The 18,897-nt window shown below is 59.0% G+C and carries 22 protein-coding genes and 1 tRNA gene; 7 read left to right on the top strand and 16 right to left on the bottom strand.

Annotated elements, in window-relative coordinates:
• Window positions 1-96 precede the first annotated feature (96 nt).
• Together RHM60_RS06895 and RHM60_RS06900 are read left to right on the top strand one after the other, a co-directional pair.
• Complete coding sequence (locus RHM60_RS06895; RefSeq protein ID WP_322214041.1) at window positions 97-852, top strand: alpha/beta hydrolase; 756 nt, start codon at window positions 97-99, stop codon at window positions 850-852.
• A gap of 270 nt (window positions 853-1,122) precedes the next feature.
• Window positions 1,123-1,986: a LysR family transcriptional regulator gene (locus RHM60_RS06900; RefSeq protein WP_209983072.1), complete on the top strand. Its 864-nt coding sequence runs from the start codon at window positions 1,123-1,125 to the stop codon at window positions 1,984-1,986.
• Between the two features lie 16 nt (window positions 1,987-2,002).
• Here the strand turns inward: RHM60_RS06900 and RHM60_RS06905 are convergent, their stop codons facing one another.
• Window positions 2,003-4,405, bottom strand: coding sequence for a TonB-dependent receptor (locus RHM60_RS06905; protein WP_322214042.1), 2,403 nt, complete (start codon window positions 4,403-4,405; stop codon window positions 2,003-2,005).
• A 241-nt stretch (window positions 4,406-4,646) separates the two neighbouring features.
• On the opposite strand from RHM60_RS06905, the gene RHM60_RS06910 reads away from it, so the two are divergent.
• Window positions 4,647-5,075 (top strand): VirK family protein, encoded by a 429-nt coding sequence (locus RHM60_RS06910; RefSeq protein ID WP_322214043.1) that lies wholly within the window; start codon window positions 4,647-4,649, stop codon window positions 5,073-5,075.
• A 51-nt stretch (window positions 5,076-5,126) separates the two neighbouring features.
• Here the strand turns inward: RHM60_RS06910 and RHM60_RS06915 are convergent, their stop codons facing one another.
• Entirely contained in the window at window positions 5,127-5,438 is a 312-nt protein-coding gene (locus RHM60_RS06915; RefSeq protein WP_322214045.1) for a cupin, read from the bottom strand.
• Between the two features lie 264 nt (window positions 5,439-5,702).
• On the opposite strand from RHM60_RS06915, the gene RHM60_RS06920 reads away from it, so the two are divergent.
• Window positions 5,703-6,437 (top strand): hypothetical protein, encoded by a 735-nt coding sequence (locus RHM60_RS06920; protein WP_322214046.1) that lies wholly within the window; start codon window positions 5,703-5,705, stop codon window positions 6,435-6,437.
• A gap of 185 nt (window positions 6,438-6,622) precedes the next feature.
• Here RHM60_RS06920 and RHM60_RS06925 read toward each other — a convergent pair.
• The 9 genes from RHM60_RS06925 to thrS form a co-directional block, all read right to left on the bottom strand.
• Window positions 6,623-6,699: transfer RNA gene (locus RHM60_RS06925), tRNA-Pro, on the bottom strand.
• A gap of 90 nt (window positions 6,700-6,789) precedes the next feature.
• Window positions 6,790-7,146: a MerR family transcriptional regulator gene (locus RHM60_RS06930; protein WP_003174972.1), complete on the bottom strand. Its 357-nt coding sequence runs from the start codon at window positions 7,144-7,146 to the stop codon at window positions 6,790-6,792.
• Window positions 7,127-7,429: an integration host factor subunit alpha gene (ihfA, locus tag RHM60_RS06935; protein WP_002553164.1), complete on the bottom strand. Its 303-nt coding sequence runs from the start codon at window positions 7,427-7,429 to the stop codon at window positions 7,127-7,129. Before ihfA ends, RHM60_RS06930 begins: the two co-directional genes overlap by 20 nt.
• A gap of 3 nt (window positions 7,430-7,432) precedes the next feature.
• Complete coding sequence (pheT, locus tag RHM60_RS06940; RefSeq protein ID WP_322214047.1) at window positions 7,433-9,811, bottom strand: phenylalanine--tRNA ligase subunit beta; 2,379 nt, start codon at window positions 9,809-9,811, stop codon at window positions 7,433-7,435.
• A gap of 26 nt (window positions 9,812-9,837) precedes the next feature.
• Entirely contained in the window at window positions 9,838-10,854 is a 1,017-nt protein-coding gene (gene pheS, locus RHM60_RS06945; protein WP_209983088.1) for a phenylalanine--tRNA ligase subunit alpha, read from the bottom strand.
• A 109-nt stretch (window positions 10,855-10,963) separates the two neighbouring features.
• Complete coding sequence (gene rplT, locus RHM60_RS06950; RefSeq protein ID WP_003234252.1) at window positions 10,964-11,320, bottom strand: 50S ribosomal protein L20; 357 nt, start codon at window positions 11,318-11,320, stop codon at window positions 10,964-10,966.
• A gap of 29 nt (window positions 11,321-11,349) precedes the next feature.
• Complete coding sequence (rpmI, locus tag RHM60_RS06955; protein WP_002553160.1) at window positions 11,350-11,544, bottom strand: 50S ribosomal protein L35; 195 nt, start codon at window positions 11,542-11,544, stop codon at window positions 11,350-11,352.
• Between the two features lie 60 nt (window positions 11,545-11,604).
• Entirely contained in the window at window positions 11,605-12,156 is a 552-nt protein-coding gene (gene infC / locus RHM60_RS06960) for a translation initiation factor IF-3 (RefSeq protein WP_015884933.1), read from the bottom strand.
• Window positions 12,156-14,078: a threonine--tRNA ligase gene (gene thrS / locus RHM60_RS06965; RefSeq protein WP_209983090.1), complete on the bottom strand. Its 1,923-nt coding sequence runs from the start codon at window positions 14,076-14,078 to the stop codon at window positions 12,156-12,158. Before thrS ends, infC begins: the two co-directional genes overlap by 1 nt.
• Before the next feature lie 366 nt (window positions 14,079-14,444).
• Here thrS and RHM60_RS06970 point away from each other — a divergent pair, with 366 nt between their 5' ends.
• Both RHM60_RS06970 and RHM60_RS06975 read left to right on the top strand, forming a co-directional pair.
• Complete coding sequence (locus RHM60_RS06970; protein WP_209983093.1) at window positions 14,445-14,759, top strand: hypothetical protein; 315 nt, start codon at window positions 14,445-14,447, stop codon at window positions 14,757-14,759.
• Between the two features lie 289 nt (window positions 14,760-15,048).
• Window positions 15,049-15,261, top strand: a complete 213-nt coding sequence (locus RHM60_RS06975) for a cold-shock protein (protein WP_003234260.1) — start codon at window positions 15,049-15,051, stop codon at window positions 15,259-15,261.
• A 73-nt stretch (window positions 15,262-15,334) separates the two neighbouring features.
• Here RHM60_RS06975 and RHM60_RS06980 read toward each other — a convergent pair whose 3' ends face one another.
• Entirely contained in the window at window positions 15,335-15,655 is a 321-nt protein-coding gene (locus RHM60_RS06980; protein ID WP_231423051.1) for an I78 family peptidase inhibitor, read from the bottom strand.
• Between the two features lie 143 nt (window positions 15,656-15,798).
• Window positions 15,799-16,107: a hypothetical protein gene (locus tag RHM60_RS06985; RefSeq protein WP_209983096.1), complete on the bottom strand. Its 309-nt coding sequence runs from the start codon at window positions 16,105-16,107 to the stop codon at window positions 15,799-15,801.
• Window positions 16,108-16,278: 171 nt separating this feature from the next.
• Here RHM60_RS06985 and RHM60_RS06990 point away from each other — a divergent pair, with 171 nt between their 5' ends.
• Window positions 16,279-16,491, top strand: a complete 213-nt coding sequence (locus tag RHM60_RS06990) for a hypothetical protein (protein ID WP_322214050.1) — start codon at window positions 16,279-16,281, stop codon at window positions 16,489-16,491.
• Between the two features lie 31 nt (window positions 16,492-16,522).
• Here the strand turns inward: RHM60_RS06990 and RHM60_RS06995 are convergent, their stop codons facing one another.
• Genes RHM60_RS06995 through rbsK form a run of 3 tightly spaced genes read right to left on the bottom strand, consistent with a single transcriptional unit; the run spans window position 16,523 to window position 18,896 of the window.
• On the bottom strand, window positions 16,523-17,551 hold the full coding sequence (locus RHM60_RS06995; protein ID WP_322214052.1) for a nucleoside hydrolase: 1,029 nt from the start codon (window positions 17,549-17,551) through the stop codon (window positions 16,523-16,525).
• A 26-nt stretch (window positions 17,552-17,577) separates the two neighbouring features.
• Window positions 17,578-17,982, bottom strand: a complete 405-nt coding sequence (rbsD, locus tag RHM60_RS07000) for a D-ribose pyranase (protein WP_209983102.1) — start codon at window positions 17,980-17,982, stop codon at window positions 17,578-17,580.
• Window positions 17,979-18,896 (bottom strand): ribokinase, encoded by a 918-nt coding sequence (rbsK, locus tag RHM60_RS07005; RefSeq protein ID WP_209983104.1) that lies wholly within the window; start codon window positions 18,894-18,896, stop codon window positions 17,979-17,981. The genes rbsD and rbsK overlap by 4 nt, the downstream gene beginning before the upstream one ends.
• Window position 18,897: the final 1 nt, after the last annotated feature.

Consider the following 18,897-nt stretch of genomic DNA (forward strand, 5'->3'; position numbering starts at 1 on the left):
CCGCTTTCCTACACAAACCGTTTATTTACCCTACATTATCCAGACTGGGGTCCTTGGTAAAAAAGCCGCTATCTCACGGCTGACCGAACCCCCTCGATGAAACTCCGCGCTCTAGCAAAATGCCTGGCCTGCCTCGGCTGTTGGCTTGCAGCTCCCCTGTTGCTGGCCGATCCGTTGATCACGCCGACCGCCATTGACTGGCTGCTGGATTGCCCCTTTTCCGGCGTTGTGCCGCTGGACCCCGAGGTGGTGGCGCGCACCCAGTGCGGTCAGGTGAGCGTGCCGCGCGACCATGCCGCCCCCGGGCGCGGTCGCGTGAATCTCACCCTGACCCGGGTAGGTGCCCGGCAGCCGCTGAACCGCGAAGGCGTGGTGTTTATCCAGCCGGGCACATCAGGCACGGCCAGCGGCGTGCATTTCGCACTGCAATTGGCCAGCCGCTGGGAATCCCTGGCGACACCGTCCTACCGCAAGCTGGTTAACCGGTATGACGTGATCGAACTGAGCGTGCGTGACCTGTCGCAGGACAACGCGGTCGAGCAGGCTGCGCAGGACATGGAATACGTGCGCGGGCAGTTGGGCGAGGCGCAGCTCAGCTTTGTGGGGAATGCCGACGCCACCCTGCTCGGCAGCCGGTATGGCTCGCTGTTTCCCGAGCGGGTCGCACGCATGGTGCTGGTGAACGCGAGCAAAGGCTCGCCGATGGCCACAGGGGTGGAGCAATTGCTGCTCAAGGACGCCTCCAGCGCCGACGTGAATGGCTGCGTGACCCGTTGGCTTGGCGACTTCCTCGCCGACGGCAAACAACCGCCTGCGTCCGCGCGCTGCCTGGACCGCGGGGCGTGGGAATAACAACCGCCCGTCACATGTGACCGCAGCTCCGTGGCGAGCGGGCTTGCCCCGCGTTGGGGTGCGAAGCGCCCTCAATCAAGCAAAACGCGGTGTACCTGATACGGCTCAGCGTCTGGTTTTGGGGCTGCTGCGCAGCCCAACGCAGGGCAAGCCTGCTCGCCACAAGAGTCCGCGTTTGACTGGGCGGCACTGGGGCTTGCCACAGGAGTGCGAACGCTCACAGCCCCACGCATTCCACTACAATGCCCGGACTCAATCGCAAGGCATTTTATGGACATCGAACTGGCTCGCACCTTTCTTGAAATTATCCGCTGCGGCAGCCTGGCGGCGGCGGCCGAGAAGCTGCACGTCACCCAGACGGCCATTACCGCGCGGGTCAAGAGTCTCGAGAGCCAGCTGGGCAGCACGTTGTTCATCCGTAACCGCGCCGGTGCGCGGTTGACTGCCGACGGCGAGGCCTTCGTGGTGTATGCCAACCAGTTGCTGCAGACCTGGGAGGCCGCGCGCCGCGACCTGCCATTGCCCGAAGGCTATCGCAACATGCTGCACATCGGCGGCGAGGTCAGCCTGTGCAACCCGCTGATGCTTGGCTGGGCGCAGGCCCTGCGCGAACACATTCCCGGGCACGCACTGCGCACCGAAATCGGCGAAGGCCAGCACCTGCTGCGCCAACTGGAACTGGGCGTGCTCGACGCCGCGCTGGTGTTCCAGCCGCAGTACTGGCCGGGGTTGCAGGTGGAGCAGGTGCTCGAAGAAAAACTGATTCTGGTGCAATTGGTGAGCAAGCCGGCGCCTTACGTGTATATCGATTGGGGCCCGGGCTTTCGCCAGCAGCACGACGCCGCCCTGCCCGACAAGGCCCGCGCGGCGTTGAGTTTCAATGTGGGGCCGCTGGCCTTGCAGTACATTCTGGAGAATGGCGGCGCGGGGTATTTCCGCACGCGCGTGGTGCAAAGCTACCTGGACAGCGGCGTGATGCAGCGTGTGCCCAAGGCACCGGAGTTCAGCTTTCCGACTTACCTGGTGTACGCGCGGGCGCGGGACTCGGCCGTGTTGCAGCAGGCACTGGCACTGCTGCGCGAGGTGGTCAGGGCGGAAAGTGACTGGTCACAGCGCTGGGACCCGCTGATCTGAATCCCCCTGTGTCAACTCAGAAATCGACCGTGGCCGACAACAGATAGGTGCGCGGCGTCGAGAGGGTCAAACCCGGCTCGCTGTCATCCGAGGCACCGGCCGAGCTCCAGTAGCGCTTGTCGGCCACGTTCTCCACGTTTGCGCGCAGGGTGATGTGCTTGTCATCCACCTTGAAGGCGTAACGCGCGCCAACATCGATGCGGTTCCAGGCATCGATCTGCTTGACGTTGGCCTGGTCCAGGTACTGGGAGCTGGAATAGATGCCGCGGCTGGTCAGGGTCAGGCCTTCGAGGGTCGGTACATCCCACTCTGCACCCAGATTGACGTTGTACTTGGGCGTTGCCGGCGCGCGGTTACCGTCGAAGGTGCCGTTGGTGGTGTGGGTCAATTCGCTGTCGATGTACATCACGCCGCCGAGCAGACGCAAGCCCTTGAGCGGCTCGCCAAACAGGCTCAGCTCAACCCCATCGTTCTGCCGCTTGCCATTGGGGCCGAACACCCGCGAGCCGGCATTGGTTTCGTAGGCCGGTTGCTTGATGCGGAATACCGCCGCCGTCACAGCGAAGGCTCCGGCATCGTACTTGGCGCCCACCTCAACCTGACGACTGATAAAGGGCGGGAAGATTTCATCTTCGTTGATCGAGGTGGACGGCGCGATCTTGCCCTGGCTCAAGCCTTCCATGTAGTTGGCGTACAGCGAGAGGGTGTCGGTGGCCTTGAACAGCACGCCGCCCGAGGGTGAGATCTTTTCTTCGTCGTAGGCGGTGGCGCCTTTGACGTTGTCGGTCCAGTCGTCGACCTTCACGCGCTGCCAGCGTGCGCCCAGGGTCAGCAGCAGGCGGTCGTCAAAAAAGCCCAGGGTGTCGGACAACGCCAGGCCGCTGAACGTGTTTTCGGTATACACCTTGGAGTCAAAACGCGTCGGCCGCGAAGGCGTCGGGGTTTGCACGGGGTTGTAGAGATTGCTCGGCGGGGCCGCGTAGCGCGCGCCGCCGTTTTCAAAGTCCATGTAGAAGTAGCTGGCCGCGAGGTTGACCTCATGGCTCACCGGCCCGCTGTGAAACCAGCTGCGCACGCCGGCGGTGGCGGTGCGCACATTTTCGTCACGGGTAAAATCACGCGGCTGCACACTGAAGTCGCCGGCGTTATTGCTGACCGACACCGCATGGCGCAGGAAGTCGTGGTTACTCTTGCGCGCGCCGACCCCGCCGTACAGCAGCACATTGTCGCTGAGGTCGAACTCAACATTGAACGTGCCGAAGGTGTCGTTGGTGCTGGCCTTGCTCCAGGACTGCGCGTAGTTGCGGCGCACATCGCTGGCGCTTGGCACCCTGGCATTGGCGGCCACCTGCACACGCTCCTGAGGCGCGTCGGTGTCCCGCGCGGTGCGGCCGATGTCTGTCGAGAGACGCAGGCGCTCGCCGCGAAAATCCAGGCCGAGCACGGCCATCTCGCGGTCGACGCTCTGGTGGTCCCACTCGGTGTCGCCGGCCTGCTTCACGCCGTTGAAACGAATGCCGAACTTATTGTCCTCGCCGAACCGACGGCCAATATCCACCGCCCCGCCCGCCTGGCTGCCCGAAGCCCAGGTGCCGGTAAACGAATTGATAGCCTTGTCGGTCGCCCGCTTGGGCACCACGTTGATGCCGCCACCCACACTGCCGCGCGGCGAGATGCCGTTGATCAACTGGCTCGGGCCCTTGAGGATGTCGACGCGGTCGGCCATTTCCATGTCAATCGTGTATGTCGGCAATACGCCGTACAGGCCGTTGTAGGACACATCACTGTTGAACAGGCTGAAACCGCGAATGGTGAACTGCTCATACCGCCCACCCGCCGGGTTGGTGGTGCGCACTGAAGGGTCGCTGGCAATCAGGTCGCCCAGCGTGCGCGCCTGCTGATTCTTGACCGCCTCCTGAGTGTAGGTGGTCATGCTGAAGGGCGTTTCCATGAAGTCCCGCGCGCCCAACAACCCCTGCGAGCCCCGGCGCGCAACCTGCCCACCGGCGTAGGCATCACCGCCCGCCAGGTCGTTGGTGGCGAGGATAGACGTCGGCGCCAGTTGCAGGCTGCTGCCTTCGGGCGCCGGCACCAGCATGAACGCCTGCTCGCCCATCGGCTGCAACTGCAGGCCGGAACCTTGCAACAGACGGGCAAAGCCCTCCTCCACAGCATATTCGCCCGTCAGGCCGCTGCTGTTGCGACCGCTGACCAGCGCCGGGTCCACCGACAGATTGACGCCAGCCAGGCCGGCAAACCGGGTCAGCGCGGCGCTCAGGCTCCCGGCGGGTACCTGATAGCTGCGGCGTGTGGTGTCTTCGGCGTAGCTGAGTGAAACGAACAGCGGGCTGACGCTGAGGCTCAGCATCAGGCTCAAACGGAACAAAGGGCGCAAGCGCGGGGGCAAAACGGCGGACATGGGAAGGCTCTCGATTTTGTTCACTTACCGGGTATGACAGGTGAAGTGAAAAAAAGGGACAGGCGCAGGCGCAATACCAGAGTCCATCGAAAACAGGTGCTGGGGAACATTCAGTGGAACAGCTCGTCAATTGGCTAGCCGCTCTGTGGGCAAGACCGCACTGCAACGTTCATCCACGCGGCGTACTGTCAAAAACCGCTACAGAGAACCTGCTCCCACCCTGACCATTACTGGAGACGCTATGAACAAGTCCTGCCTCTTTCTGCTCGCCCTGTCAGTCCCCGCCATGAGCTGGGCCGGCGATGCCTTACCCGACTTGCCCGCAGTGACACAGTCGTTATTGGCCGGAAAGTCCGTCTCCGTGGTACTTGACCTGGGGCTCTGCAAACCGGGATCGAGCGACGTAGAGCCCACCAAAACCCGCGGTGGGCTGCGTATTGACGCCTTTCGCGTGACCGAAGACGGCACCCTGGCATTCGCCGACGATCATTTCAGTGTGAACCGTGACGGCAAGCCTATTAATCAATTTTTGCGCTATCGGGTGCACCCGGATGGCAGCGCCGAGTTCAGCATGACGATATTCTCGGTGCCTGATTACCGGCAGATTGATAAAACGCTCACGTATCAATGCGGTATTGGCAAGGGTTTGAGGTTTTTTGCGGGGGGTTGAATTCAGGAGGGTTGAGAGTGCGCTGGCAGCATCGGACCAGCCCGCTCTCAATCAAACGCTACCCTCGCGCTCGATGACAAGTATTCGAGCTTCGCCAAGAGGGTGAGCAACGTGCTCACAACCGATACCCGCAAAAAACACATCCCCCGCCGACAGCACAGCAATGTGTTCAATACCTAGCTCGCGATAGTGCATTTCGACGACGCCGTCCAGAACCGCAAATACTTCCTCGCCATCGTTCACATGCCACTTGTAAGGCTGATCCGCCCAATGAAGACGCACCGTCGTGCCGTGCATGTTTGCAATATCCAGTGCACCCCATGCGCGAGCAGCGGTGAACTCTTTACTCCGGATTACCTTCAATTGTTTTCTCCCTGGTGGCTGAGTTGAAGTTGCCTATCACGCATTCTTTGGCTTGAAGAGACCGTAGCATTTCCGGCACTCAGGGCGCGCTGTGCAGAGGGCTGTGAATTCCCTCGCGATTAGGTTGACCTGCCTCGCAGCGCCTTAAATATCAGGCTTGGCGCTTTACCAGGGACATCATCCAGTCAAAAAATGGCCAACACCCATGACACCGCGCTACGCTAGCAACGCATTCATGCAAGGACACTTCCCTAGAGTAACGGAATGAAAAAACTCAAAAACCCACTAACCTTGCTGGTTTTGATCATTGTTGCAGCATCGTTCAGTGCCCCTTTTGGAACACCGCAACTGGCAGCTTTCGCGAAAGACTTTCTACCCGCTGTAGCGACATTGATCGCCGCTTATGTCGGCGCATCGTATGGAGCAACCTTGGTACGAGATGCGGCCCAAGAGGACGAGCGAAAAAGGCAGATAGGTGCTGGCGCACGTGCCATGTTCACGCTGTGGCGCCAGATAAATATTGTCGCTCAGATACAGATGGACTTTGTGGATGACTATCGCGACAACCCCTCGGTAGTAATTTCACTCCCCCCTATAGACTATCCATTGGATGAGCTGCCGAGGGTAGATCTAGATAGTCTTGCGTTCTTTCTTGACCTAGGAAATGCGGAGATATTGGAAGCACTGGTCATTGCTGAACAGAATTTTCTTCATGCGATAGACGTGGTCCGGACCCGTTCGACGCTGCACTATGTGGAAGTGCAGCCAATCCTCGAAAAGATCATCCCAAATGGCGGAACGATCTCGCACGGATCTTTAGAGCAAGCGCTTGGCCCACGACTGTTCTCGCAATTGATAGACCAGACAAAACGTCTGATTTTCAGGGTGGATAGATCAATCGAGGACTTGGATAAAGTGGCTGACGAACTATACACGGCGCTTAAAAAAGGCTTTCCAAATGCAAAGTTTCCTCGGCCATCGAAACCAGAATCTGAGTGACACCATTGCGGTGCCAAAATTCCGCGAAATCCCGCGCTCCTAAGGCAGACACCCTGTGCCAAACATCCTGCAAGGCGGTGCCAAATCCGACGCCTCCTTACAAGGAAAGCGGATGGCCTGCCGCAAAAGTCCCTGCGCATGAAAAAGCCGAACTGGTTAGAGTTCGGCTAAGTCATTGAAAAATATGGTCGGGACGGAGTGATTCGAACACTCGACCCCTAGCACCCCATGCTAGTGCGCTACCGGACTGCGCTACGCCCCGACTAGGCGTGTTACTGGGTTTGCTTCGCAACGAAGCGATCAGGAATATACCGCAAGCTTTTGAAATGTGGAAGTATTTTAAAAGCTCAATTCACTTCTTCAGCACCACCAGCACATCTTCGAGTTCGGAGATCATCTGGCGGATCAGTTGCTTGTATTGGGTGGTGTCGTCTTTGGCCTCATCGCCGGACATGCGCTGACGCGCGCCGCTGATGGTGAACCCCTGGTCGTACAGCAACGCGCGGATCTGTCGGATCATCAGCACGTCCTGGCGCTGATAATACCGACGGTTCCCGGTGCGTTTGACGGGGTTGAGTTGAGGAAACTCCTGCTCCCAATAGCGCAGCACGTGCGGTTTGACCGCACACAGCTCGCTGACCTCACCAATGGTGAAATAGCGTTTGCCTGGGATGACGGGTAGCTCGTCGTTATGACTTGGTTCCAGCATAAGCCTCAACTCGGGCCTTTAACTTCTGCCCTGGACGAAAGGTGACCACACGGCGAGCCGTGATCGGGATTTCTTCTCCCGTTTTTGGATTGCGGCCAGGACGCTGGCGTTTGTCCCGCAGGTCAAAATTGCCGAAACCGGACAATTTGACCTGTTCGTTGTCTTCCAGAGCGTGCCTGATTTCTTCAAAAAACAGCTCGACCAATTCCTTGGCCTCGCGCTTGTTCAGACCCAGCTCTTCGTACAGACGTTCCGCCATCTCAGCTTTCGTCAAAGCCCCCATACGTCACTTCCTTAACGTGGCGTTTAACCTTTGTTCAAGCGAGGTGAGGATATTTTGTGTCGTGGTATTCACCTCATCGTCGTTAAGAGTGCGCGATGGATGCTGCCAGGTCAAGCCGACGGCGAGGCTTTTTCTATGCGGATCAATGCCTTTACCCTGATAGACGTCAAATAGCCTGAGGTCTGTCAGCCATTCCCCTGCATTTTCACGGATTACGTCCAGAACAGCAGTGGCAGCAACCTCACGATCGGCAATCAGGGCCAGGTCGCGGCGCACTTCAGGAAAGCGCGACAACTCGCTGAATTTCGGCATTTTGCCCGCAGCGACTTCCGCCAGAACCAGTTCAAAAACGAACACCGCACGGTCCAGCCCCAGGTGTTTCGACAGCTCGGGGTGAATCGCGCCAACAAAGCCTACCAGGCGACCGTCGCGCTCAATGCGCGCTGTCTGGCCCGGGTGCAGCGCGGGATGACTGCCCGGCACAAACGTGAAGGCATCCAATGCACCGGCAAAGCCCAGCACCGCTTCCACGTCAGCCTTGACGTCGAAGAAGTCCACGGGATCGCGGCCTTGAGCCCAGCCTTCCGGCAAACGGCTGCCGCAGACCACGCCAGCCAACATAGGCTCTTGCTTCAGGTCGCCCAACTGACCGACAAAACGCAGGCCGCTTTCGAACATGCGCACGCGGTCTTGCTGGCGATTGAGGTTGTGGGAAAGCGCTTTGACCAAGCCTGGCCACAGCGATGAACGCATGGCCGCCATGTCATTGGAGATCGGGTTAGCCAGCAACAGCGGCTCGACGCCTGGATTGAACAGCTCGAACTGCCGGGGATCGATGAAACTGTAGGTCACCGCTTCCTGATAACCACGTGCTACCAGCAGACGACGCAGCTCAGGCAGGTGCGCGCGCGCTTCGGCCTTGGGTTGCGGTGCCAGGCGAGCCTGTGGGTAACGAACCGGCAGGCGGTTGTAGCCGTACAGGCGAGCCAGCTCTTCGATCAAATCGACTTCGAGACTGATATCGAAGCGATGGCTTGGCACATCAACGTGCCACTGCCCTTCCCCGCTGGCCGAAATGCCCAGCCCCAGGGCCGACAGTAATTGCTCGATTTCAGCAGGCGCGATCACCAGGCCAAGCATTTGCTCGACACTTTTGGCACGCAGGGTAATAGGCGCAACGGACGGCAGGTGCTGCTCGCTGACCACTTCGGTGATCGGGCCGGCTTCGCCGCCAGTGATTTCCAGCAGCAGGCCAGTAGCGCGTTCCATGGCTTCACGGGCCAGTTGCCAGTCCACACCGCGCTCGTAACGGTGCGAGGCGTCGGTGTGCAGGCCGTAGGAACGGGCCTTGCCGGCGATGGCGATCTGATCGAAAAACGCGCTTTCGAGGAACACATCGCGCGTGGTTGCGGATACACCGCTGTGCTCACCCCCCATCACACCGGCAATGGCCAGCGCTCGGGAATGGTCGGCGATCACCAGGGTATCGGCACGCAGGCTGACTTCCTGGCCATCGAGCAACACCAGCTTCTCGCCTTCTTCGGCCATACGCACGCGGATGCCGCCGTTGATTTCGGCAAGATCGAAAGCGTGCAGCGGTTGGCCCAGCTCCAGCATCACGTAGTTGGTGATGTCGACTGCGGCGTCAATGCTGCGCACGTCGGCGCGACGCAGGCGCTCGACCATCCACAGCGGGGTTGGCCTGGCCAGGTCGACGTTACGGATAACCCGGCCCAGGTAACGCGGGCAGGCATTGGGGGCCAGCACTTCAACCGGGCGCACTTCGTCGTGCACTGCTGGCACGGCGGTGACTACCGGGCGGGTAACCGGGGCGTTGTACAGCGCGCCCACTTCACGGGCCAGGCCCGCCAGGGACAGGCAGTCGCCACGGTTCGGGGTCAGGTCGACCTCGATGCTGGCGTCTTCCAATTCGAGATAAACGCGAACGTCCTGACCCACGGGCGCATCCGCCGGCAGCTCCATCAGGCCGTCATTGCCCTCACCGATTTGCAGCTCGGCCTGGGAGCACAGCATGCCGTTGGATTCGACACCGCGCAGCTTGGCCTTCTTGATCTTGAAGTCGCCCGGCAGCTCGGCACCGATCATGGCAAACGGGATCTTCAGGCCCGGACGCACGTTGGGCGCTCCGCACACGACCTGAAAGGTCTCGGCGCCGTTGCTGACCTGGCACACACGCAATTTGTCGGCATCCGGGTGCTGCTCGGTGCTCAGCACCTCACCCACCACCACGCCGCTGAAAATACCGGCGGCCGGCGTCACGCTATCGACCTCAAGACCGGCCATCGACAGACGAGCAACCAGCTCGTCGCGATCTACCTGCGGGCTTACCCAGCCACGCAGCCATTGTTCACTGAATTTCATCCTGCTCTCCTAAAGATTCGTTACGACTAGCGAAATTGCGCGAGGAACCGCAAGTCGTTGTCGAAGAACAGACGCAAGTCGTTCACGCCGTAACGCAGCATGGCCAGACGCTCAACGCCCATGCCGAAGGCAAAGCCCGAGAACTCTTCCGGGTCGATCCCGGACATGCGCAGCACATTGGGGTGCACCATGCCGCAGCCCATCACTTCCAGCCAACCGGTCTGCTTGCAGACACGGCAGCCTTTGCCGCTGCACATCACGCATTCCATGTCGACTTCAGCGGACGGCTCGGTGAACGGGAAGAAGGATGGACGGAAACGCACGGCCAGTTCCTTCTCGAAGAACACCCGCAGGAATTCTTCGATGGTGCCCTTGAGGTCGGCGAAGTTGATATCGCGGTCAACCAGCAGGCCTTCGACCTGGTGGAACATCGGCGAGTGGGTGATATCGGAGTCGCTGCGGTACACGCGGCCAGGGCAGACGATGCGGATCGGCGGCTTGTTCGCTTCCATGGTGCGCACCTGTACCGGCGAGGTATGGGTGCGCAACAGCATGTTGGCATTGAAGTAGAAGGTGTCGTGCATCGACCGGGCCGGGTGATGGCCTGGGATGTTGAGCGCCTCGAAGTTGTGATAGTCGTCTTCGACCTCAGGACCTTCGGCGATGCCGTAGCCGATGTGGGTGAAGAACTGTTCGATACGTTCCAGAGTCCGGGTGATCGGGTGCAGACCGCCCGACGCCTGGCCACGGCCAGGCAAGGTCACGTCAATGGACTCGGCCGCGAGCCTGGCCGCAAGATCGGCCTCCTCGAGCGACGCCTTGCGCGCATTGAGAACCTCGGTGACGCGCTCCTTGGCAACGTTGATCAGCGCACCGACTTGCGGACGCTCCTCTGCCGGCAAATTCCCCAGGGTCTTCATCACCTGAGTCAATTCACCCTTTTTGCCAAGGTAGTGAACCCGGATTTGCTCCAGGGCATTGATATCTTCAGCGCTATGCACAGCCTCAAGAGCTTGGGCAACGAGCGCGTCCAGGTTTTCCATGTACAGACTCCAGATACAAAATAGGGGAAGAGCTTGAAGGCTCTTCCCCTATTTATGACGTTTACCACCCTGGGCTGCAGGAGCAACCCAGAGTGACTGTCGGGGGTACTTAAGCCAAGGTGGCTTTAGCTTTCTCGACAATCGCAGCAAACACCGCTTTTTCGTTCACGGCCAGTTCAGCCAGAACCTTACGGTCGATTTCGATGGACGCTTTTTTCAGGCCAGCGATGAAACGGCTGTAGGACAGACCGTTAACACGAGCACCAGCATTGATACGAGCGATCCACAGAGCGCGGAACTGACGTTTTTTCTGACGACGGTCGCGGTAGGCGTATTGGCCTGCCTTGATTACCGCTTGCTTGGCAACACGGAATACGCGTGAACGCGCGCCGTAGTAGCCTTTAGCAAGTTTCAGAATTTTTTTGTGACGCTTACGGGCCATGACGCCACGCTTAACACGAGCCATGAGTTACTTCCTCTATTCTTGATCCAAAATTAACGAAGGCGCAGCATGCGCTCGACTTTTGCCACGTCAGACGGATGCAGCAAGCTGCTACCGCGCAGTTGACGCTTACGCTTGGTCGACATTTTGGTCAGAATGTGGCTCTTGAAAGCGTGCTTGTGCTTGATACCGTTAGCAGTTTTCAGAAACCGCTTAGCAGCACCACTTTTAGTCTTCATCTTTGGCATGTTCGGATACTCCGCATTCAGTTGATAAACATAATCAGAAGGCCTGCCGTGCCCTGTTGATTACTTCTTCTTTTTCGGGGCGATGACCATGATCAGCTGGCGTCCTTCCATCTTAGGATGCTGTTCGACCGAACCGTACTCGAGCAGGTCAGCTTCAACCCGCTTGAGGAGTTCCATCCCCAGCTCCTGGTGGGCCATCTCACGGCCGCGGAATCGCAAGGATACCTTGGCCCTGTCCCCATCACTCAGGAAACGTACCAGGTTGCGCAGTTTTACCTGGTAATCCCCTTCCTCCGTCCCTGGACGAAACTTGATTTCTTTTACTTGAATCTGCTTCTGGTTCTTCTTCGCCGCGGCAACCTGCTTCTTCTTCTCGAAGATCGACTTGCCGTAGTCCATCACCCGGCATACGGGTGGGATTGCATCGGCGGAGATTTCCACCAGGTCCAATTTGGACTCTTCTGCAATACGAAGCGCTTCATCAATCGAGACGATGCCAATCTGCTCGCCGTCAGCGCCAATTAACCGAACCTCGCGTGCCGAGATATTCTCGTTGATCGGGGCTTTCGGTGCAGCTCGTTTATCTTGTCTCATTTCACGCTTAATAATAATTACTCCGAATCTGGGCGACCACGCCGGGAAACCGCTTGCGCGAGGAACTCAGCGAACTGGGCGACGGGCATCGAGCCCAGGTCAGCACCTTCGCGAGTACGCACAGCGACAGTCTGCATCTCGACTTCCCTATCTCCAATAACCAAAAGATAGGGAACCTTGAGCAAGGTATGCTCGCGGATTTTAAAGCCGATCTTTTCATTTCTCAAGTCGGACTTGGCACGAAATCCGCTTTCGTTGAGAGTTTTTTCAACCTCAGCGGCAAAATCTGCCTGTTTATCAGTGATATTCATGATCACTGCCTGAGTCGGAGCCAGCCACGCGGGGAATGCACCCTCGTAGTGCTCGATCAGGATACCGACGAACCGCTCGAACGAGCCGAGGATCGCCCGGTGCAGCATAACCGGGTGTTTACGGCTGTTGTCTTCGGAGACATATTCGGCTCCCAGACGGATCGGCAGGTTAAAATCGAGCTGCAGGGTACCACACTGCCAGACGCGACCAAGGCAATCTTTCAGCGAGAACTCGATCTTCGGACCGTAGAACGCGCCCTCCCCTGGCTGCAGGTCGTACGCAAGGCCCGCACTGTCGAGCGCTGCGGCGAGTGCAGATTCAGCGCGATCCCACAGTTCATCGGAGCCAACGCGTTTTTCCGGACGAGTGGACAGCTTCATTTCGACTTCGGTAAAGCCGAAATCGCGATACACGTCCATGGTCAGCTTGATAAAGGCGGCGGATTCGGCCTGCATCTGCTCTTCGGTGCAGAAGATATGCGCGTCGTCCTGAGTAAAGCCACGAACACGCATGATGCCGTGCAGCGCACCCGATGGCTCGTTACGGTGACAGGCACCAAACTCGGCCAGACGCAGCGGCAACTCGCGGTAGCTCTTCAGGCCCTGATTGAACACCTGCACGTGGCACGGGCAGTTCATCGGCTTGATGGCGTAGTCGCGGTTTTCCGACTGCGTGGTGAACATGTTGTCGCCGTAGTTGGCCCAGTGCCCGGATTTTTCCCACAGGCTACGATCAACGACCTGCGGCGTCTTGACCTCCAGGTAACCGTTGTCGCGCTGAACCTTGCGCATGTACTGCTCGAGCACCTGGTACAAGGTCCAGCCGTTCGGATGCCAGAACACCATGCCCGGCGCTTCTTCCTGCAGGTGGAACAGGTTCAGGCGCTTGCCGATCTTGCGGTGATCGCGCTTCTCGGCTTCCTCGATGCGCTGGATGTAGGCGGCCAGCTGCTTCTTGTCAGCCCAGGCCGTGCCGTAGATCCGCTGCAACTGCTCATTTTTTGCGTCGCCGCGCCAGTAGGCACCGGACAGCTTGGTCAACTTGAACGACTTGAGAAAGCGCGTGTTCGGCACGTGCGGGCCACGGCACATGTCGACATATTCTTCGTGGTAATACAGGCCCATGGCCTGCTCGTCCGGCATGTCTTCCACCAGACGCAGCTTGTAGTCTTCGCCGCGGGCGGTGAACACATCGATCACTTCAGCGCGCGGCGTGACCTTCTTGATCACGTCGTAGTCCTTCTCGATCAGCGCGTGCATGCGCTGCTCGATGGCCGCCAGGTCATCCGGCGTAAAAGGACGCTCGTAGGCGATATCGTAATAGAAGCCTTCATCGATGACCGGCCCGATCACCATCTTCGCGGTTGGATACAGTTGCTTGACCGCATGGCCAATCAAATGCGCGCAGGAGTGGCGAATAATCTCCAGCCCCTCCTGGTCCTTGGGCGTGATGATCTGCAGGCTCGCGTCGCCAGTGATCAGGTCACTGGCGTCCACGAGTTTGCCGTCGACCTTGCCGGCCACGGTGGCCTTGGCCAGGCCCGCGCCGATGGATGCGGCGACCTCGGCTACGGAAACCGAATGATCGAATGAACGTTGACTGCCGTCGGGTAGAGTAATAGTTGGCATGGCGCCTCCTCTCCTAGTGGTGACCCCTACCAAAGGTCACGTGGGTTGGGATGAGCCAGTACAAGATCCAATACCAGGCCGTTCAGTGATGAACGCCTGCCTTACAGCGGCAGGAGCCTTTCGGCCAACCGATAATCGAACCAGAGTGACTGGATTGAGCTGAAAAGAAACATGGCAAGGCGGCCAGTGGCACACCCCGAAATAGCCAGGCGACAGATGCTAGCACAGATGAACGGTCATCGCGCCGGCGACGTGTCTGTTAAGGCAGTTTCCAGCCTTTATGGTCGCCAAAGTGAACTTGGGCTATACGACAGGCCTCAAACCCACCGAGAATCGCCGTTCGTCCTCGACCCAAAGGAGCATCCCATGATGCGTTTTACTTCGACCCTCGCTATCGCTGCCACCCTGAGCCTGCTGTCCCTCGGTGCTCAGGCTGCCGCCCCTTCAAACTGGCCAGCCGGTGCCCGCGAAGCCTTCGTTCAAGACTGCAGCGCCGCCGCCAGCCAGAACGTGGACGCCAAGACCGCCAAAGATCACTGCGATTGTGGCGCCAACAAGATCAACGCCGAGTTGAGCACTGCCGAAATCAAAGAGCTCATGACCAACCAGAACGCCAGCCCGGAGCTTAAAAACAAAGCCGTGGCCGCTATTTCGTCCTGCAAAGTCGTGAAGAAAAAGTAACAACGAGACGGCTTCAGGCGCCTGTTTTGCTGGAAAAACAGCCTGAAAACTGCCTTTTCTCACAAATTACGCAGCTTTTACGGCTTTTTTTATCAGCTCATATTACTGGCGCAAGCCCCGTAGATCGGGGCTTTCAGCCGATCATTGCGCTAAACGCAACGCTATTGATTAGCAAACAATGCCTTGGGGGGGCTCCCAAGCCGAACATTTCGACTATGATAGCCCGGTGTGCCCAGTTGGCCTGAGCAGCACAGCACTACTGAAAATATAAGTTTCTTGGAGATACACCATGTCTAATCGCCAAACCGGCACCGTTAAATGGTTCAACGATGAAAAAGGCTTCGGCTTCATCACTCCTCAAGGTGGCGGTGACGACCTGTTCGTACACTTCAAAGCTATCGAAAGCGACGGTTTCAAAAGCCTGAAAGAAGGCCAAACCGTTTCCTTCGTGGCTGAGAAAGGCCAAAAGGGTATGCAAGCTGCACAGGTTCGCGGCGAGTAATTCTCCGCTGAGCTAAAAAAACCCCGTCCATGTGACGGGGTTTTTTATGGGCGCTGCAAAAGCCTGGTGAACCTCAGCCGCAATTGACGCGCGTGATGACCAGATTGTCATCGGTATTCAGGTTCAGGCGGTCGGAGCGGTATTCCAGCGTGATCATATCGCTGGGCTTGAGGATTCGAGCGTTCTGCGCACCGGCGCGGGTGCGGGCCTGATCCAGCAACTGCGGCGAGGCTTTCTGGCCAACTGCAAATTCAGCAGCCTTCGACTCACAGCGGGTATGACCGGAATCGGCTACTGCGGCGTCTTTGCCTGGCTCAGAGGCACCCGGGGTGCTGCAACCCGCCAGTGCGAGTGCCGCCAACAAAGAACCGAATGATGCGAGCTTCCAAGGCATGAAGCCTCCTATGAAAAAAGTGGACAGAGATTGTGCGACAGCCGTCAGACCGATTGGTTTCAAGACGTAAAACGTGCGCAGACAAGTCTGCCTGACTCAGCACTGGCATTCGCTCCGTCAATCGTCACCAGATATGAATGCGCTCAGTAGATATCGATGTAGTCAAACGCCGGCACCGGCCAGTTCTGTTTCAACGCGTTGAAAATCTGCATGACCCAGACCTCATCACTGGCGGCCACGTTGCCCACATAACCAGAGCCTTTGGCCCAGGTTTCCAGGCGAAACAGCAGGCCCTCGATCTCGACACCGCCCACGGCCTTGCCGGAGGAAATGTACGCGATCCCTTCTTTGCTCACGCGCAATTGCGTGTGTTCGTCATCGCTGGCACTGGCGAGCAATTGGCGCACCGCCGCCGGCGTCAGGTTATCGGGACTGTTCAAGTCGATCTGCACGCGGTGTTCCCCGCTGATTCAAAGGGAGGACAGTGTCGCACAGCCTTACCTTTTGCCAAGCGCTTCATGCCTAAGTCGCAGTGCCAAATGCTGCGCAAAATGGTTAACTGCGTCCGCAAGAGCCGCGTTCCAGCGCACTGCCCCCGTTTTTCCGACCCGTGAGCCCCGACCATGAGCACCGTTATTCTCCAAGCCGACATCAAAGCCAAATGGCCTCAGGGACAAAGCTCCTACAGCCCCGGAAGCCCGGAAGAATTGGCGATCATTGGTATCGACCTGCTGGTCAAGGAACTGGGCACACAAGCCGCGCAGGCCTTCATCAGCCAGATATTCGAGAAATACCCGGCTGATCACACAGGGGCGCACGACCCCGAGCGCGAATAAGGCCCGGCCGGCGGGCGCCGACCGGCAAACCTTATTTCAGACGAGACAGACGTTCAGTCAGTAAGTCGAAAAAGCCCTGGGCGTCGCCGTTTTCAACCCAGAATGCATTTTTCGGTTGTTTCAGGCCGTCATACCAATCGACGACTGTCTGGCCGAAGGTAGGACCCTCGCGGCTGTCCACGACCACATTCACCTCACGGCCACTGAACAGCGAAGGCTTGAGCAGGTAGGCAACGACAGTGGCGTCGTGCACCGGACCACCCGGAATACCGTAGTGCTCCATATCGCCCTTGACGTATTCATTGAGAATGTCGCTCACGATTTTGCTGGCGTTGTTGTTGATGTCGGCGATCTTTTTCAGGCGAGCCTCACTGGTCAGCACCTTGTGAGTCACGTCCAGGGGCAGATAGGTCAGCTTGACGCCACTTTTGAGCACGATCTCTGCCGCTATCGGGTCGGCAAACAGGTTGAATTCGGCCACCGGCGTGATGTTGCCACCATTGAAGTGCGCGCCGCCCATCACCACCACTTCCTTGATGCCCTGGGTGATTTCCGGGGCCTGGGTCAATGCCAGCGCCAGGTTGGTCTGCGGGCCGAGCATGGCGATCGTGATGCTGTGTGGCTTGGCAGCACGCAGGGTCTTGATCAGGTAATCCACGGCGTCGCCTTCTGCGAGGCCCTTTTTCGGCTCATGCACGGTGACGCCGGAAATACCTTCCTTACCATGGATGTTCTCGGCATAGATCGGCGTGCGCAGCAGCGGCTTTGGCGCACCGGCATACACCGGGATATCCTCGCGCCCTGCCCACTCACGCGCCAGACGCGCGTTGCGGGAGGTCTTGTCCAGACGCACGTTGCCGGCCACGGTGGTCAGCGCACGAATGCTCAACTCATCCGGCGATGCCATGGCGAACAGCAAGGCCACGACATCGTCGGCACCCGGGTCGGTGTCGATGATCAGGTCGATTTTTTCCGCCGCCTGGGCGCTTGCAGCAGTGAGCGCGGACAAAAGCAGAACACTCCGGAACAGGTTTTTCAGGGTCGGGAGACTACGTTGCATAAAACACTCCTTGTCGTTGGGAAACTCTAGAACGTGACGCCGGACACCAGCGCGATATTGCAATAAGGCTGGCACTCACCGGTGCGCACCACCGCGCGCGCCGAGCGGCTCAGTTGCTTGAACTGATCGTGGCTGAGCAGGCGTCGCTCACCCAGCGCGGCCTGCGCGGTCAGGCTGTCGAGGTCGGCCAGCGCAGCCGGCTGCTTGAGCAGGATTTCTTCGGCCAGCACATGGCTCTCCACCTGCATCTCGCTCAGCACGATGCGCAGGGTACTGATGAAATCGGGGATGCCCTGGGTCAGCGCAAGGTCGATCAACTCGACGCCCGGCGGCACCGGCAAACCCGCGTCACCGATGACCAGAATGTCACCGTGGCCAAGGGAGGCGATCACACGGGACAGGGCAATATTGAGCAAAGGGGTCTTTTTCATGAGGGCACAAAACCTTGAACGTCGTTTAGCGTGGGAATGGAAGGTTGCGCACCGTCACGCGTGACCGACAACGCCGCAGCAACCTGGCCAAAGCGAATGGCCTGGGTTTCGGTTTTGCCATTGACCAGCGCCGCAGCAAAACCACCGACAAAGGTGTCGCCGGCCGCAGTGGTGTCGACCGCCTTGACCTTCGGCGCCGCCAAGTGCTCGAAGCGCTCGCCATCGGCGAACAATGCCCCCTCGGCGCCCAGGGTAATGATGACCTTGCCTGCACCGGCCTTGATCAGTTGCGTCGCCGCCAGTCTGGCGCTGTCGAGGGAGTCAACGGTCACACCGCTCAGTGCGCTGGCTTCGCTTTCGTTGGGGATCAGGTAATCGATCGAGGCGTACCACTCGGTCGGCAGCGGGCCGCTGGCCGGCGCCGGGTTGAGAATCACTGTCTTGCCCAGCTCGCGACCACGTTTGAGCGTGTAGCCCACCGTGTCCATCGGCACTTCAAGCTGGCAGACAATCACTTCGCCAGCCTGCAACACGGCATCCACCGCCTGCATCGCGGCAGGCGTCAACTCACCGTTGCTGCCGGCGACAATGACGATCGCGTTCTGGCTGCTGTCATCCACCACGATCAACGCCACCCCGCTGGAGCCGTCCACCGTGCTGACGGCCTGGCAGTCGATACCCTCGACCAGCAGCGCATCGCGCAATTGATCGCCATAGGCGTCAGTGCCCACGCAGCCAATCATGGCCACCTCCGCCCCAAGGCGCGCGGACGCGACGGCCTGGTTGGCGCCCTTGCCGCCCGGCACAGTCGAAAATGACTGACCGATCAGCGTTTCGCCGGCACGCGGCAAGCGACTGGCGCGGGTGACCAGGTCCATGTTCAAACTGCCTACTACCACTACTTTTGCTGGCATA

Origin of the sequence: Pseudomonas sp. MH9.3 (assembly GCF_034354675.1) — a bacterium.
GTDB lineage: Bacteria > Pseudomonadota > Gammaproteobacteria > Pseudomonadales > Pseudomonadaceae > Aquipseudomonas.